Source organism: Kribbella speibonae, assembly GCF_004331375.1.
Lineage (GTDB): Bacteria > Actinomycetota > Actinomycetes > Propionibacteriales > Kribbellaceae > Kribbella > Kribbella sindirgiensis.
Genome location: NZ_SJKC01000002.1, coordinates 1,326,213 through 1,342,209, shown reverse-complemented (window position 1 = coordinate 1,342,209; position 15,997 = coordinate 1,326,213). Strand labels below are relative to the sequence as shown.

Sequence of the window (15,997 nt, the reverse complement as noted above, 5' to 3'; positions counted from 1 at the left end):
GTGTCACGGGTCATTAACCCCCAATCTGCTGGGTCAGCCAGGGAAATTGCTGGGTCAGCCAGGGAAATGCGGAGAGGGGAGGAGCTGGGGTGAAGGGGGTGCTGCCGGAGCCGGGGCCGTTGCGGCCGTTGGCGCTGGCGACGTTGCTCAGCCGGGTCGGCAACGGGCTGTTGATGACGGTCAGCGTCCTGTACTTCACGCGGATCGTCGGCCTCTCGATCGCCCAGGTCGGTCTTGGTCTCACCATCGCGGGCCTGTTCGGCCTGCTGTCCGCCGTACCGCTCGGGCATCTCGCCGATCGGCGCGGGCCGCGCGGGTTGTTCGTCGTCCTGAGCCTGATGGTGTGCGGCCTGTCCTTGGTGTACCTGTTCGTGCACAACTTCTGGCAGTTCCTGGTCGTGAGCATCGTGCTGACGATGGTCGACCGCGGCGCCGGCGCGGTGCGCGCCGCGTTGATCGCCGCCATCACGCACGGCGCCGGCCGGGTAGCGGCCCGCGCGTACCTGCGGGCCGTCACAAACATCGGCATCATGGCCGGGGCAGGCATCGGCGCGTTCGCACTGCATTTCGACACCGGTACGGCGTACCGCCTGATGTTCGTGCTCGACGCTGTGCTCAGCAGCATCGCGGCGTTCGTCGTCCTGGCGATCCCGCGGGTCGCGCCGCAACCCCATGACGACGGCGGGCCGGTGTGGATCGCGCTGCGCGACCGTGGGTACCTCGCGGTCGCCGCGCTCAACGCAGGCATGAGCATCCACTTCGCCGTCCTCGATGTCGCGATCCCGCTCTGGGTGGTCGATCACACCGATGCCCCGCGCTGGACGGTCGCGCTGCTGCTGATCATCAACACCGTGGTGGTCTCGCTGTTTCAGGTGCGTTCGTCGCGCGGCATCGCCGATCCGGCGACGGCCGCCCGCGCCACCCGTACCGCTGGGTTGTTGCTGCTGGCATCGATGGTCCTGCTGGCCGGTGCGACCTGGGGCAACGCCGCGATCGCGGTCGGTCTGCTCGCCGTCGGTGCTCTGGTGCAGGTGATCGCCGAACTGCTGCAGTCCTCAGGGTCGTTCCTGCTCAGCTTCGACCTGGCGCCGAGTCACGCCCAAGGCCAGTACCAGGGCGTCTGGAACACGAGCATGTCGATCAGCACCATGGTCGCCCCCACAGTCCTAGCACTGCTCCCACTGGGCCTGGGCGTCCCCGGCTGGATCATCCTCGGCGTCTGGTTCGCCGCCGTCGGCATCCTCTCGGTCCCGGTCGTGCGCTGGGCCGCGGCGCGCCAGGCGGCGGGTCAGGCAGGGGATCAGCTGGTGGGTTCGCGGTAGCCGAGGGCTGCGGAGATCTTGCGGGCCGCTTCGATGGCGGCGGGGGCCATCAGGGCGACCTGGGCGATCGACTGTTCCAGCGAGAGGGTGGAGATGCTGACCGCGGCGATCGCGGCGCCTGTGTGGTCGTGGATGACCGCGGCGACGCAGCGGATGCCGGGCTCGTTCTCCTCGTCGTCGAGGGCGTAGCCGCGGGATCTGATCTGGGCGAGATCGGCCTTCAGCGTGGCCGCCGACGTGTGCGTCAGGGGAGTGCGGGCGGGCAGACCGGTCCGGGTGATGTGGACGTCGAGCGCTTCGTCGTCCTTCTCCGCGAGCAGCGCCTTGCCGATGCCGGTGCAGTGCAGCCAGATCGCCTTGCCGACCCGTGACGGCATCCGGTACGGCTTCGGGCCGTCGAGCCGCGCGACGTAGATCGCCTCGTCGCCGTTCAGCAGACCGACGTGGACCGTGCACCGCGTCTGCGCGACGAGGTCCGCGAGTACCGGGCGGGCCACGGTGGCGAGGTCGACGTTCGTGAGGGCGTGACCGGCGAGCCGGAGCGCCTTCGGCCCCGGGTGGTACGAGCCGTCGTCGGCCTGTGTGACGAACTCGTGCTCGACCAGCGACGCCATGATCCGGTGCACCGTGGACTTGGCCAGGCCGGTCGCGTTCACCACGTCGGTGAACCGCGAGTGCTCCAGTACGGCGTCCAGCACCATCAACGTCTTGTCGATGGCCGAGGGCGAACTCATGTCCGACATCCTGCCACTCCTCACCTCGCCAGCCAGCCACCGTCGACCGCGAGCACGTGCCCGTTGACGTAGTCCGCCGCCGCCGACGCGAGGAACACCGCGGCTCCGACGACGTCCTCCGGCCGTCCCCAGCGCCCGGCCGGGATGCGCTGCCGGATCGAGGCCTCCCGCTCGGGGTCCGCGCGCAGTTCCGTGGTGTTGTCGGTGCTGATGTACCCGGGCGCGATCGCGTTCACCTGGACCCCGGCCGGTCCCCACTCGTTGGCCAGCGCCCGGGTCAGCCCGGCCACCGCGTGCTTGCTCGCCGTGTACGCCGGGACGGTGATCCCGCCCTGGAAGCTCAGCAACGACGCGATCGTGACGATCTTCCCGGTACGCCGCCGCGCCATCGCGGCCCCGACCGGGCGTGTCACCGCCCAGGTGGAGTTGAGGTTCACGTCGATCACGTGCTGCCAGTCCGCGGTTGTGGTCTCGGCCGCCGGCGCCCGCCGGATCGTGCCGGCGTTGTTGACCAGAATGTCGACGTTCCAGTTGTCGACAATCTCCGCTGCTGCTCGTTCCACCGCGGCCGGGTCGGCGAAGTCGGCGATCACCACGGACGCGTCGCCGCCGCCGTTCTGCTTGATCGCCTCGAGCGTGTCCTCGAGCGCCGCGTCCCGGGCCATCAGGATCAGCTCGGCGCCGGCAGCGGCGTACCCGGCTGCGATCGCCGCGCCGATCCCACGCCGGGCACCGGTGACCAGCGCCGTACGTCCTTCGAGACTGAAAGACGTCACCGCAGGTCCCGTACGTCGACACCGTCCATGTCGCCGAACGCCTGGTTCTCGCCGGCCATCGCCCACACAAAGCTGTACGACGACGTGCCGCAGCCGGAGTGGATCGACCAGCTGGGGGAGATGATCGCCTGCCGGTCCGCGACCAGCAGGTGGCGGGTTTCCTCGGGCTCGCCGAGCAGGTGCACGATCCGCTCGGTCTCCGGGAGCCCGAAGTACAGGTAGCACTCGGTCCGGCGGTCGTGGGTGTGGGCGGGCATCGTGTTCCAGGTGCTCCCCGCGTGCAGCGTGGTCACGCCGAGCACGACCTGGCAGCTCTGAACGCCGTCCGCGTGGATGAACTGGTCGATCGTCCGGCGGTTCGCGGTCTGCTGATCACCGAGCTCGAGGCGATTGCCCTCGCCGGGGTTGACCTGCGCGGTCGGGAAGCTCGTGTGCGCGGGCGCGGAGAACACGTAGAACGCCGCCGCGGGTCCGTCGAAGACGACGTCGCGGACACCGCGTCCGACGTACAGGCAGGCGCCGGTGGTCAGCTCGTACTTCGTTCCGTCGGCGGTGACCGTGCCGGGTTCGCCGACGTTGACGATGCCGGCCTCGCGGCGTTCGAGGAAGAACTCGCTGCGCAGTTCGGGGTAGGTGCCGAGTGTCAGCGGCCCGTCCGTCGGGCGGGCGCCGGCGAGCACGATCCGGTCGTGGTGGGTGAGCACCGCGGTGACGGCGCCGGGGACGAAGAGGTCGTCCACCAGGTAGTGGCGGCGCAGCGCGGCCGTGTCGAAGCCGGGCAGCTGCTCGGGATGGGTGGCGTGCCTGATCTGCAGAGTCACGGAACTAGGTTCTACTGAGCGAAACCACCTGTCAATCGTCGTTGAGCCTTGGAACTGGGCGCGGAAATGTTCCAGGTTCCGTGTCTTGACACCAGGTTCTGGTCAATGGAACCTCTCAACCAACCCATCGCCCCTGGGAGGCTCTCTGATGACCGTTCTGGACTGGTCGGTCCTGGTCGGCTATTTCGTGCTGATGGTGCTGATCGGAGTCTGGTCGCGCACCAAGATCAAGACGGTCGTGGACTACTTCACGACCGGCGGCCGGATTCCCTGGTGGTTGTCCGGTATTTCTCACCACATGTCCGGCTACAGCGCCGTCATGTTCGTCGCGTTCGCGGCGGTCGCGTACTCGTACGGCATCACCGTCTACGTCTGGTGGGCGATGACGATCGGCGTCGGGGTCGGCATCGGCGCGTTCCTGTTCGCGGCGCGCTGGAACCGGCTGCGGGCCAAACACGGGGTCGTGTCGCCGCTGGAGTACCTCGCGCGCCGCTACAACCTGCCGACGCAGCAGGCGCTCGCGTACTCCGGTGCCGCGCTGAAGGTCGTCGACATCGCATCGAAGTGGGTCGCGATCGCCGTACTGCTGAACGGTTTCACCGGCGTGCCGATCCGGTGGGGGATCCTGCTCACCGGCGTCGTGACGATGCTGTACGCCACGCTCGGCGGGCTATGGGCCGACGTACTGACCGACTTCGGGCAGTTCGTGATCCAGTTCGGCGCCGGTGTCGCGATGTTCATCGGGGTCCTCGCGCATCTGGACGGCGTACCGACGCTGTGGAAGATGTGGGACCAGTTGCCGGCCGGGCACGGTGACGCGCTGAACGGGCCGTACACGCCGATCTTCCTGATCGCGTTCCTGTTCATCAAAACCTTCGAGTACAACGGCGGCATGTGGAACCTGGCGCAGCGGTACATGGCCGCGCCGTCCGGGACCGCCGCCAAGAAGTCGGCCTTGCTGTCATCGGTGCTGTGGCTGGTCTGGCCGTTGATCCTGTTCATCCCGATGTGCGCGGCGCCGCTGCTGGTGCACCCGGGCAAGCCCGAGCAGTCGTACGTCGCCCTCGCGCAGCTGCTCCTGCCGACCGGGCTGATCGGGCTGGTGCTGGCCGGGTTCTTCTCGCACACGATGGCGATGGTGGCCTCCGACGCGAACGCGATCTCGTCGGTGATCACGCGGGACCTGGCGCCGGTGATCGTGCCTCGTGTCCGGCAGTTGACCGACGGCGCGGCGCTGAAGATGGCGCGGATCGTCACGTTCACGTTCGTCACGGTGAGCATGCTGATCGCGATCGCGACGAACGGTGAAGGCGTCGTCCTGAAGATCGTCGTCGACCTGGTCGCCGCGACGATGGGACCGATCGCGATCCCGCTGATGCTCGGACTGCTGCCGTGGTTCCGGCGCAGCGGACCACGGGCCGCCTTGGCGTCGTGGGCGATCGGGCTGATCGCGTGGGGGATCGTCAAGTACGGCGTCGGCTCGACCGACACCACCCTGGTCGTCGCGTTGCCGCTGGCAACTTCTTTGGTGGTGTACGTCGGCCTCGGTCTGCTCGCGCCGGAGAACCGCGCGGACGTCGACGAACTGGTCGACTCGCTGAACACCGACCCCGACGACGTCGGCACCCGCCCGGCGGCCGCCCTGTCCTGAAAGCGCTGTCCTGAATCTGAAACACTGTCCCATGTCACGGAACCGTCCACACTAGGAGAACGCCCCTCATGCCGAACATCACCGTCGAACTCCTCTCCGGCCGCACCCTCGACCAGCGCCGCGAGTTCGTCGCCGCCGTCACCGACTCCGCGATCGCCATCCTCGGCGCCAAGCGCGAATCGGTCCGCATCGTCTTCACCGAAATCGAGAAAACCGACGTAGCCAACGGCGGCACCCTGGTCGCCGACGCCTGACCGGCACGCCCAACACCCACACCCCACACCCCGCATCCGCACCCCGCCCCGCACCCGCGTCCCGCACACGGACAACTCACCGGCTTCGATTGATCCCCTTTCGTGGGTGTACCCACCAGATGCTGGGTTTGCGTCCAGGATCCCGGGCGCAAACCCGGCATCGCGGACGCCAACCCACGAAATGCGGGTCTGGGCGGGGCGCCGGATGGTGAAACGGGCGGGCGGGTGTGGTGTGGACCTACTAGGGTCTGACCCATGCGAGTAGGTGTTTTCGGTGCGACGGGTCAGGTCGGCGGCGTGATGCGGGAGTTGCTGGTTGAGCGCAGCTTCCCGGTGGACGAGGTGCGGTTCTTCGCCTCGGCGCGGTCGGCGGGGAAGAAGCTGGCGTTCGGGGACCGGGAGGTTGTCGTCGAGGACTCGGCGACGGCGGACTTCTCCGGGCTCGAGCTCGCCTTGTTCTCCAACGGCAAGACGGCGTCGAAGGAACTCGCCCCGAAGGTCGCGGCGGCCGGTGCGGTCGTCGTCGACAACTCGTCCGGCTGGCGGATGGACCCGGACGTACCGCTGGTGGTGTCCGAGGTGAACCCCGAGGACCTCGCCACGATCCCGAAGGGCATCGTCGCCAACCCGAACTGCACGACCATGGCCGCGATGCCGGTCCTGGCCCCGCTGCACCGCGCGGCCGGCCTGACCCGCCTCGTCGTCTCGACCTACCAGGCCGTCTCCGGCTCCGGCGGCGTCGGTGTCAGCGAGCTCGAGGACCAGGCGCGTGAGCTGGTGCAGACCGGCGGCGCGCTGGCCCGCGGCACCGACGGCGTCACGCTGCCGGAGCCCAAGGTGTACGCCGGGCCGATCGCGTTCAACGTGCTCCCGCTGGCCGGGTCGATCGTTGCCGACGGCACCGGTGAGACCGACGAGGAGCAGAAGCTCCGCAACGAGAGCCGGAAGATCCTGCACCTCCCGGACCTTCCGGTCGCCGGCACCTGTGTCCGGGTGCCGGTCTTCACCGGCCACTCGCTCAGCATCCACGCCGAGTTCGCCGAGCCGATCACCCCGGAGCAGGCGACCGAGATCCTCGGCGCGGCGCCGGGCGTCGCCGTCACGGACCTCCCGACCCCGCTGCTCGCGGCCGGCCAGGACCCGTCGTACGTCGGCCGCATCCGGCAGGACCAGTCCGTCCCGGGCAACCGCGGACTGATCCTGTTCGTCTCGAACGACAACCTGCGCAAGGGCGCCGCCCTGAACGCGGTCCAGATCGCCGAACTTCTCGCTGCACGCTGACCTCCCGTGCCCTAGGGCATGTCTCCCGGTCCCCCGCCTACTGCGGGGCACTCGGCACCTCCTCGCGACGGTGCGGGACCGGGAGACATGCCCTAGGGTTGAGGGCTCTGGCGAGGGAGGTGGCCGGGCTGGAGTTCCGGGTGCTGGGGGCCGTGGAGGTCAGGACGGCCGACGGCGACGTCGTACCGTTGCCGTCGCGCCGGGTTGCGGCGCTGCTGGCTGCGCTCGTCCTGCGGGTCAATCGGACGACGCCGATCGATGACCTCGTCGAGCTGTTGTGGAACGAGGACGAGCTACCGACCAACCCACGCTCGGCGCTGCAGATCTATGTCTCCCGGCTGCGCACCGCGCTGGGCGACACCGGCAGAACCATGGTGCGCACGGACGCGGGCGGGTACTCGCTCCGCGTCGATCCCGAGCAGGTCGACGTCGAAGTGTTCCGGTCCCTGGTCCGCAGCGCCACCGGGATCACCGAGCCTGCCGGCCGGATCGAGCCCCTCGCCGCCGCCCTGGCATTGTGGCGCGGCGAGCCGCTCGCGGGCCTGAACGCCCGTGACCTGATCCCCCGGCTCGACGAGGAGCACCTCCAGGCCCAGGAGTTGTACGTCGACGCGCGCCTCGCAGCCGGTGAGTCCGCCGACCTCGTTCCCGAACTGACCGAACTCGCCGAGCGCCACCCGACCCGCGAACGGTTCTGGGCGCAGCTGATCCGCGCCCATCAAGCGTCCGGCAGCACCGCGCTCGCTCTGGCGACGTACGGCGATGTCGCCGACCGGCTGCGCGATCTTCTCGGCGCCGACCCCGGCCCCGAACTCAGAACCCTGCACGCCGAACTCCTCACCGCAACAGCCACCGCAACAGGCACCGCGCCGGGCACGGCAACGGGCGTTGTACCGCGTCAGCTTCCCGCCACCATTCCCGCCTTCGCCGGCCGCACCGACGACCTCCGGCGCCTCGACGAGCTGCTCCCGACCGCGAACCTCGGCCTGGTCATCGGCGCGGCCGGCATCGGCAAGACCTCGCTCGCGGTGCACTGGGCCCGTCGGGTCGAGGACCGTTTCCCCGACGGCATCCTGTACGCCGACCTGCTCGGCTTCTCGCCCGTCACGGAACCGGCCGACCCGCAGGCGATCCTCGCGCGCTTCCTGGTCGCACTCGGTACGCCGCCCGATCGGCTGCCGGCGAACGCCGAGGCACAGATCGCGCTGTACCGCAGCCTGCTGGCCGAACGGGCCGTCCTGGTCGTCCTCGACAACGCGCGCTCCGCCGATCAGGTGCGCCCACTCGCGACGACCGGGTCCGGATGCTGCACCGTCGTCACCAGCCGCAACGAGCTCGCCGGTCTGGTGGCGACGGAACAGGCAGAGCCGATCCGGCTGGACGTGTTCGACCCGCCGCAGTCGAAGCAGTTGCTGGCGGCAAGGATCGGTGCCGAGCGGTTCGGGTCGGATCCGGCGAGCGTCGACGCGCTGGTCGAGCGTTGTGCGGGCCTGCCGCTGGCGCTCTCGCTGCTCGCGGCGCAGATCGCGCTGCGCCCGCAGCGGTCGCTGGCGTCGTTCGTCAGGGCGCTCGGCGAGAGTCCACTCGACGCGTTGTCGACCGCGGACGGTGTCGGCGTACGGACGATCTTCTCCTGGTCGTACCGGCAGTTGCGACCGGAGCTGGCGCGGATGTTCCGGCTGGTCGCGCAGCATCCCGGCACCGAGATCACGCCCGGAGCGGCGGCCGCGCTGGCCGGGGTACCGATCCGTGCGGCGCGGCGGATGGCCGCGGAGCTGGTGGCGAACCATCAGCTGATCGAGATCGAGCCGGACCGCTGGGTACTGCACGACCTCCTGCGCGCCTACGGGCAGGAGCTGTGCGAGCCGGGCGAAGCGGATGCGGCCTTCGAGCGGCTGCTCGGCTACCTCGTCCACACCGGGTTCGCGGCCGCGGTCCTGCTGGCGCCCAGCAGGGTCCGGGTCGAGCTGCCGGAGCTCCCCGCGGACGTCGAGGTGGTCGCGCCGACGACCCGCGACGAGGCGTTCGCCTGGTTCGATGCGGAGCAGCCGAACAATCTCGCCGTACTGCGGGCCGCGACCGGGCGGGCCGACGCGGCGCTGTGGCTTTGTGTGTGGACGATCGCGGACTATCTCGACTTCCGCGGCCGGTCCGGGTACGCGCAGGCGCAACAGTTGGCGCTCGAGGCTGCGGTACGGCTCGGCGATCTCACCAAGCAGGCGCACACGCGCCGCGACCTGGCCCGCGGGCACATGGCGATGCGCGAGTGGGACGAGGCGATCCGGCAGCACGAGCTCGCGCTCGGCATCGCGGAGGAGCTCGACGACGACGCGGCCATCGCGCACGGATCACTCGGGCTGGGGCGGGTGTACACGCGGATCGGGGACCATCGGCGAGCGATCGAGCACACCCAGCGGGCGCTGCGGATCTACGAGCGCACCGGTCATGTCGATGCGCGCGCCAACGCCCTCAACAACCTCGGGTGGTACCACTCCGAGCTCGGTGAGTACCAGGCTGGGCTGGACTACGCCCAGCAGTCCCTGAAGCTGTACACCGAGTCGGACTCCGAGTTCGGCCGTGCCGTGGCCAGCGACACCAGCGGCTACGCGCTCGCCGGCCTCGGGCGGTTCGACGAGGCGATCGACCTGTACACGGTCGCTGTCGACGTACTGCGGGCTCTCGGCCGGCGGCTCGACACCGCGGACTGCCTGATGGCGATGGCTCGCGTCCAGGACCGGGCCGGCCGTGGCGACGGCGCACGTGCCAGTTACGCCGCGGCCCTGGAGATCCTGGACGCGCTCGACCATCCGGATGCGGAGACGGTCCGCAACTGTCTCGCTCAGCAGCGGTAGAAGTCCTTCGTGTAGACGCCGTTCACCGCGGTCAGGGTGTGGTCGTAGCAGCCGTTCCCGATCGCGCGGAAGCGTACGGTCTGGGTCCCGGTCGCGTGCCGCTGGTCCCGCGGTACGCCGTAGATCCAGGACGCGCGACCGTCGTACGTCTCGGTGCTGGTCCGGGCCGGGGTACGGATCGTGTCGTGGATCTTCAGGTCCGTGACGACGTCGTACCCGCCGGGGGTCGTTGCGTTGGGCAAGAAGGTGAGTACGCCGTTCTTGCCATAGTCGAGGTCGGTACGTTCGACGCGGCCGTTGCTGATCGTCGTCGCGGTGTCGCGCCAGTTCGCGTCCAGTGCGTCGCGGGATTCGCCGGCGTCCCAGGTGTGCTTCGAGACGTTGCTCAGCGTGCGCTGGACGCTTGTCCGGACACGGCCTTTGGAGGTGTCGACGTACCCGCTGATCGTCAGCGTGCGAGATGCCTTGGTGTTCACGGAGCCGGCCGCGTTCGGTGCGCCGGTCACGCCATCGGTCTTGGCCAGCGGGCTGACGGCGTACGACGTGAGTTTGCCGGTCGTTTGCGCGCGGTGGGCGTCGGTCCACACGTGCAGGTTCGGGACGGTGAACCACCCCGACTGGCCGGCTGGTACGCCGTCGACGTGGACGCGGAACTCGTGCGGCTTGCCGTCGGTGAGCAGCCCGGTGAACGGCGTGAGGTCGTACATCAACGGCTTGATGTCGAACGCGCGCGGTGCGGGGGACGGGCGCCACGAGTACGGGTTCGACCAGCCGCCCGTGTAGATGTACGGGTACGGCAGCGCGATCCCGGCGAGTTTGCCGTCGATGCTGACGTCGACCTCGCGGTACGGCGATCCGTCCGGGCAGGAGTACCCGGTCTCGGCCGGCGCGGACGTGTCCCAGAACTCCTCGCAGCCGCCGCCTGATCCGGTGACGTAGACCTCGCCGAGCAGGCGGGTCGTGTTGCGCGGCAAGGTCGCCGTACCGATCAGGTCCGAGTCCTCACGCGTCTGGTTCTGCAGCGGCAGTACGTCGTTGGCGGTCCGGGCGGCCGGGGTGTGGCGGTCGGTGGTGTAGAAGTCGAGCGTCACCGTGATGTCGAGCACGCCCGTGTACGTGTCGTTGACGACGTTGCCGAGCTCCATGACGACGGGTTGCGACGTCCGCAGGAGCGGGCTGTACGACGTGACGTCCTTCTCGACGTCCCAGGCGATACCGTCCGTGCTCGGCTCCGGTGTCGACGTCCGGAAGACGCCGACACCGCCGATCGTGATGTGCCCGAGGCGGTCGTACTGCACGCCCTTCACCTCGCCGTGCATCCGCAGCACGACCTTGGACCACGGACCCTGGCACGCGGCCGGGGGCGTGTACGTCGCCTGGTACGGGTCGAAGTCGCGGAACTGGTTCCGGACGATCTGCACCTCGCAGTGCCTGGTGTCCGGTACGGCGACCTTCGGCGCGGGCGTCCGCGGGTCGTCGTAGTCCGACCCGAACTCCGCCGGCGGGGTCACCGCGTGGGCCGGAGCGCCGAGACCGAGGAGGAGCGGACCGAGTAGAACGGATAGTGAGGCAAGAGCCACCGACCGTATGCGCATGTTGCGGAAACGTAATGGAGAAGGTGCAGGTGGGCAAGCGAGTGCCATGGTCAGGCACCCTGCCCAGCGATTACCCTCCGGTTACTTGACCCCCGATGGAGGCCAGTTATGAAGCCTGTCGCCGATTCCGGCCAGCTCGCGCTTCTCAGCAACCGCAAGGACACCATGGCCCAGATGTTCCTGGACCGGGTGGCGGCGACCCCTGAACGGGAGGCGTTCCGGTTCCCGCGCGCCGAGCAATGGAAGTCGGTGACCTGGCGCGAGACCGAGGCGTTGACCCGCCGGCGCGCCGCGGGCCTGATCGCGCTCGGCGTGGAGCCGGAGCAACGGGTCGCCGTCGCGTCCAGCACCCGGATCGAGTGGATCGAGTGCTACCTGGCCGCCGTACTGGCCGCCGCCGCGACCACCACGATCTACCCGTCGACGATCTCGTCCGATGTGGCGTTCATCGTGGCCGACGCCGACGTCCAGGTGGTGTTCGCCGAGGACGCCGGGCAGGTGGACAAGCTCCGCGAGCACCGGACCGAGACACCGTCGCTGCGCAAGGTCGTGCTGCTGGACGGCACGCCTCTCGAGAGCGATGGGGACTGGGTGATCAGCCTGGGCGAACTCGACGCGCTCGGTGACGACTACCTCGCCGAGCACCCGTCGATTGTCGACGATCGGATTGCAGGCATTAAGCCGGACGACCTGTGCACGTTGATCTACACGTCCGGTACGACGGGACGCCCGAAGGGCGTGCGGCTGCCGCACTCGGTGTGGACGTACGAGGGCGCCGCGGTCGAGGGGATGCGGGTGCTGTCTCCCGACGACCTGCAGTTCCTGTGGCTGCCGTTGTCGCACGTGTTCGGCCAGGTGCTGCTCGCCGTTCAGTTCCAGCTCGGGTTCGCGACCGCGGTCGACGGGCGGATCGACAAGATTGTCGACAATGCGGCCGTCGTACAACCGACATTCATGGCGGCGGCGCCGCGGATCTTCGAAAAGGCCCACGGGCGGATCGTCACGATGATCCAGTCCGAGGGCGGGGCTAAGGCCAAGCTGTTCGACTGGGCGTTCGGTGTGGGTGCCAAGGTTTCGGCGCTGCGGCAGGCCGGCAAGGAGCCGGGCGGGTTGCTGGGTGCGCAGTACGCGGCCGCCGACCGGCTCGTGCTGTCGAAGATCCGGGCCCGGTTCGGTGGACGGATCCGGTTCTTCGTGTCCGGGTCCGCCGCGCTCGACAAGTCGCTGGCGGAGTGGTTCCACGCCGCCGGGCTGCTGATCCTCGAGGGGTACGGGTTGTCGGAGACGTCGGCGGGATCGACGCTGAACCGGCCGACGCAGTACCGGCTCGGAAGCGTCGGGCCGGCGTTCCCCGGGACGCAGTTCAAGATCGCCGAGGACGGGGAGATCCTGATCAAGGGCGACGGGGTGATGAGCGGGTACCACAACCAGCCCGAGCAGACCGCCGAGGTGCTCGGCGCCGACGGCTGGTTCCACACCGGCGACATCGGGCACTTCGAGGACGAGTACCTGTTCATCACCGACCGCAAGAAGGACCTGTTCAAGACCTCCGGCGGCAAGTACGTCGCGCCGCAGGTGATCGAGGGCCGCTTCAAGACCATCTGCCCGTACGCGAGCCAGTTCATCGTGCACGGCAACCTGCGCAACTTCGTCTCCGCGCTCGTCACCCTCGACCCCGATTCGATCGAGGGCTGGGCCGCCGCGAACGGCCTGGCCGGAAAGTCGTACGCCGAGATCGTCACGTCCGACGCCGCGCACACGATGGTCCAGGGCTACGTCGACGAACTCAACGCCGGCCTCAACCGCTGGGAAACCATCAAGAAGTTCACCATCCTCGACCGCGACCTCACCGTCGAGTCCGGCGAAATGACCCCCAGCCTCAAACTCAAACGCAAACACGTAGAAACCCAGTACGCCGACGTACTCGACAAGATGTACGAGTAACAGAAGTCTCCCGCACAGCCCTCCCGGCCACCTCACCCCGCCACGCGAGCGGATATCCACCCGCGTCGGGGGTTCTCCGCTGGTGTGCGAATGGAGAACCCCGATGCCGACGGATATCCCCTCGCGTGGCGGCGGGCGCGTGTGGGCGAGCGGCAGGTGATCTCCGGCGGAGTACCTATCGGGATTGCAGGATCGCGTCGGTGAAGTTGGGGGTGTCCAGGCGGGTTGTGATCGCGGCTACGCGGAGTTCGGGGTGGAGTGATTGCCAGAGTTGGTCCGTTAGGGCGGACCAGGTGAGCGGGATCGCGACTACTTCCGGTCGGCCGTGGGTGATGATGTCGGCTGCTGTGCCGTTGTAGGTCGTGGTGGTGACGGCTGTGCCGGGGGCGATGTGGGCCGCGTAGAGCGACGGGTGCTCGGTTAGCTCGGAGGCGCCGTCGTAGGCGCGGGCGGAGCCGACTACTACCTCTGTCAGGTGCGGTCCGTTGAGTGTCGCGGTTGCGGTGATGCGGGGGGTGCGGATGGGTGGGTCGGGTTCGTAGGTGAGTTGTCGTAGGGCGAGCTGGAGGTCGGGCTGGTGCTCGCGGGTGGCGGTGAGTTCGGCTACCTGGGTGCCGTTGCCGACGATGACCCAGTTGTCTCCGCGGGTGGCCGCTGTGTAGTGGCGCAGGTCGTCCACCGGACCGCCTGAGGTGTCGCGGACGATGATCTCGCGGTCGTGGACGACGAGTTCGCGGGCCTGGGAGGCGGGAGACCGCCCGGTCAGCCAGTACGAGAAGAACGGGACGCCGTCCACATCGCGACCGATCGCAAGACCACGGCCTGGGTACTCAGCAGATGCGAAAAGGCTCATCGGACAAGAAACCTGCGGATCGCCTCGACGTACTCTCCGGGCTGTTCGTCGTGGATCGAATGCGCCGAACGGTCGAAGATCTCGAGGGTCGCCCGCGGTAGCCGGGTTGCGAGGTCGCGGGGCATGTCGAAGCCGACGTGGCGGTCCCAGAGGCCGGCGAGGATCAGGACCGGTACGTCGAGGTCGGCCAGGTCGTCGGCGAGCTCCACGCGTTCGTTGCCGACCAGCGCCATCGCCATCTCCAGGTTGGATTCCGGCGCGTTCTCGTCGGGCGGGATGTTCGCCGGGTCGTGATAGAAGAACCGCGCGGCGTTCGCGCTCCCTGCGATCGCCCCGAGCGCGGCCACCGTACGCTCGATCGACTCCGTGACGCCGTCGAGCTGCGTACGGAGCGCCGTCCGCTCGTCCGGCGTGAGGAACACGTCGACGGCACCCGGCCGCATCGTCCACAGTCCTGGGTGCAGAGGATCGATGATCGGCGGCGCGTGCAGGATCAGCGCGTCCACGTGGTTGCTATGAGCAACGGCGTACTCGGCCGCCAGCAGGCACCCGAACGACGCGCCCCACGGCACGATCCGCTCGACGCCGAGCGCCGTACGCAACTCGTCGAGGTCCGCGACCAGTTGCTCCATCGTGTACGTCGACGGGTCGGCCGGGCGCGCCGATCGCCCGCACCCGCGCTGGTCGTAGAACACGACCGGGGCCAGCTTCGCGACCTCGTCGCCGACCGACTGCTCGATCGAGTACGAACTCTCACCGGGTCCGCCGTGCACCAGGACCAACGGCACGTCGCCGTTCCCCGCCCCAGCCACCCGCACCCAATGCTCAACCCCGCCGGCAACAACCACCCACACCCCATCACTCAGCATGCGCGCGAGCATACGCGCCGCGGCGTACCTGGCACGGGGTCTGTGAACAACCAATGGTGTCTGGGCACAGGAAATAGCTTGTTCACGGACACCGTGGGGTGTTCGCAGTCACGCCCACAGCCATCCGGCCGGCGCGACGGTCCGCGCGAGTCTGGTGCACCGTCGTGATCGGCGGGATGATCCGAAACGGAAGGGGGAGTGAGATGACGGTGGTGTACGGGCCGCTGATCGGTGGGGAAGGATCGCCGATCGGGAAGACGTACCTGTCGGTGTCGGTGCAGGACGACGGTGTGGAGCGGGCGCTGGTACCGGGCACGCGGATCAGGGTGCAGATCCGGAAGAACGGCGTACTCATCGCACGAGCCGGGTGCAACTCACTCAGTGGCGGGATCACACTCGACGACGGCGTACTGCGGTTCCCGACCGTCGAGATCACGGACGACGACGGCGTACTGCGGTTCGCGAGCGGCCCGATCCAGACCCAGATGGGATGCGGTCCCGAGTTCGGGGCGCAGGAAGACTGGGTCTTCGGGTTCCTGCTCCACGAGCCGGAGTGGACCGTCGACGGCGACACCTTCACCCTGACCAACGGCCGTACGACGTTTGTCCTGCTGGACACCCGCCTCTCCGAACCCGACCCTCCACTCGACGGCACCCTGTGGATCGTCGACGCGGTCGTCCGCGGCAAGGACCTCTGCGAGCACCACCCCGGCCTCGCAACCCTCATCATCAACGGCACCCTGGCCACCGGCTCGACCGGCTGCAGCGCCTTCACCGCAACAGTTGCCCGAGCCAACGACACGCTCACCTTTACTCACCTCACCAGCACCCCCACCAACACCGGAGGCGTAGCCGCCGCCCTGGAGCAAGCCTTCCTGGAAGCCCTCCGAACGCCCCTGACCTACATCCTCGAGTCCACCCACCTGCGACTCCGAGCCGCGACGGGAACCACCGGCCTCAACCTCACCGCCGTACGGCCCGACGGCTACCCTCCGCGGCACGTGCTGGCCGGGCGAACATGAACAACTGTTGCTCGGCCGGCAGG

Annotated in this window: 13 protein-coding genes; 7 read left to right on the top strand and 6 right to left on the bottom strand. The window is 68.8% G+C overall.

The window, feature by feature from the left end:
* Positions 1-89: 89 nt before the first annotated feature.
* A complete protein-coding gene (locus tag E0H92_RS19600) occupies positions 90-1,322 on the top strand; it encodes an MFS transporter (RefSeq protein WP_131497192.1) in 1,233 nt (410 codons plus the stop codon).
* Here the strand turns inward: E0H92_RS19600 and E0H92_RS19595 are convergent.
* From E0H92_RS19595 to kduI, 3 genes are read right to left on the bottom strand one after another with little or no spacing between them, the layout of a single operon-like run.
* Positions 1,301-2,056 (bottom strand): IclR family transcriptional regulator, encoded by a 756-nt coding sequence (locus tag E0H92_RS19595; RefSeq protein ID WP_131290714.1) that lies wholly within the window; start codon positions 2,054-2,056, stop codon positions 1,301-1,303. The two genes, E0H92_RS19600 and E0H92_RS19595, sit on opposite strands and share 22 nt — an antisense overlap.
* Before the next feature lie 20 nt (positions 2,057-2,076).
* Complete coding sequence (locus E0H92_RS19590) at positions 2,077-2,832, bottom strand: SDR family oxidoreductase (RefSeq protein ID WP_131459183.1); 756 nt, start codon at positions 2,830-2,832, stop codon at positions 2,077-2,079.
* Entirely contained in the window at positions 2,829-3,653 is an 825-nt protein-coding gene (gene kduI / locus E0H92_RS19585) for a 5-dehydro-4-deoxy-D-glucuronate isomerase (protein WP_238152391.1), read from the bottom strand. The genes E0H92_RS19590 and kduI overlap by 4 nt, the downstream gene beginning before the upstream one ends.
* A gap of 148 nt (positions 3,654-3,801) precedes the next feature.
* On the opposite strand from kduI, the gene E0H92_RS19580 reads away from it, so the two are divergent.
* The 4 genes from E0H92_RS19580 (at position 3,802) to E0H92_RS19565 (ending at position 9,691) form a co-directional block, all read left to right on the top strand.
* Positions 3,802-5,304 (top strand): sodium:solute symporter family protein, encoded by a 1,503-nt coding sequence (locus E0H92_RS19580; protein WP_131459182.1) that lies wholly within the window; start codon positions 3,802-3,804, stop codon positions 5,302-5,304.
* A 68-nt stretch (positions 5,305-5,372) separates the two neighbouring features.
* Complete coding sequence (locus E0H92_RS19575) at positions 5,373-5,558, top strand: tautomerase family protein (RefSeq protein WP_131497191.1); 186 nt, start codon at positions 5,373-5,375, stop codon at positions 5,556-5,558.
* Between the two features lie 255 nt (positions 5,559-5,813).
* Positions 5,814-6,839 (top strand): aspartate-semialdehyde dehydrogenase, encoded by a 1,026-nt coding sequence (locus tag E0H92_RS19570; protein ID WP_131497190.1) that lies wholly within the window; start codon positions 5,814-5,816, stop codon positions 6,837-6,839.
* 119 nt (positions 6,840-6,958) lie between these two features.
* Positions 6,959-9,691, top strand: a complete 2,733-nt coding sequence (locus E0H92_RS19565; RefSeq protein ID WP_131497189.1) for an AfsR/SARP family transcriptional regulator — start codon at positions 6,959-6,961, stop codon at positions 9,689-9,691.
* On the opposite strand, the gene E0H92_RS19560 is transcribed toward E0H92_RS19565, so the two are convergent.
* The gene (locus E0H92_RS19560; protein ID WP_131497188.1) at positions 9,679-11,286 is read right to left on the bottom strand and encodes a peptide-N4-asparagine amidase; all 1,608 of its coding nucleotides are present in this window, start codon (positions 11,284-11,286) and stop codon (positions 9,679-9,681) included. The two genes, E0H92_RS19565 and E0H92_RS19560, sit on opposite strands and share 13 nt — an antisense overlap.
* 108 nt (positions 11,287-11,394) lie before the next feature.
* Between E0H92_RS19560 and E0H92_RS19555 the strand changes: the two genes are divergently transcribed.
* Positions 11,395-13,230, top strand: a complete 1,836-nt coding sequence (locus tag E0H92_RS19555; RefSeq protein WP_131497187.1) for an AMP-dependent synthetase/ligase — start codon at positions 11,395-11,397, stop codon at positions 13,228-13,230.
* Between the two features lie 175 nt (positions 13,231-13,405).
* Here the strand turns inward: E0H92_RS19555 and E0H92_RS19550 are convergent, their stop codons facing one another.
* Positions 13,406-14,083, bottom strand: coding sequence for an IMP cyclohydrolase (locus tag E0H92_RS19550; protein ID WP_131497186.1), 678 nt, complete (start codon positions 14,081-14,083; stop codon positions 13,406-13,408).
* Entirely contained in the window at positions 14,080-14,952 is an 873-nt protein-coding gene (locus E0H92_RS19545) for an alpha/beta fold hydrolase (protein ID WP_165549839.1), read from the bottom strand. Before E0H92_RS19545 ends, E0H92_RS19550 begins: the two co-directional genes overlap by 4 nt.
* 203 nt (positions 14,953-15,155) lie before the next feature.
* Between E0H92_RS19545 and E0H92_RS19540 the strand changes: the two genes are divergently transcribed.
* Positions 15,156-15,974 (top strand): META domain-containing protein, encoded by an 819-nt coding sequence (locus E0H92_RS19540; RefSeq protein ID WP_165549838.1) that lies wholly within the window; start codon positions 15,156-15,158, stop codon positions 15,972-15,974.
* Positions 15,975-15,997 lie beyond the last annotated feature (23 nt).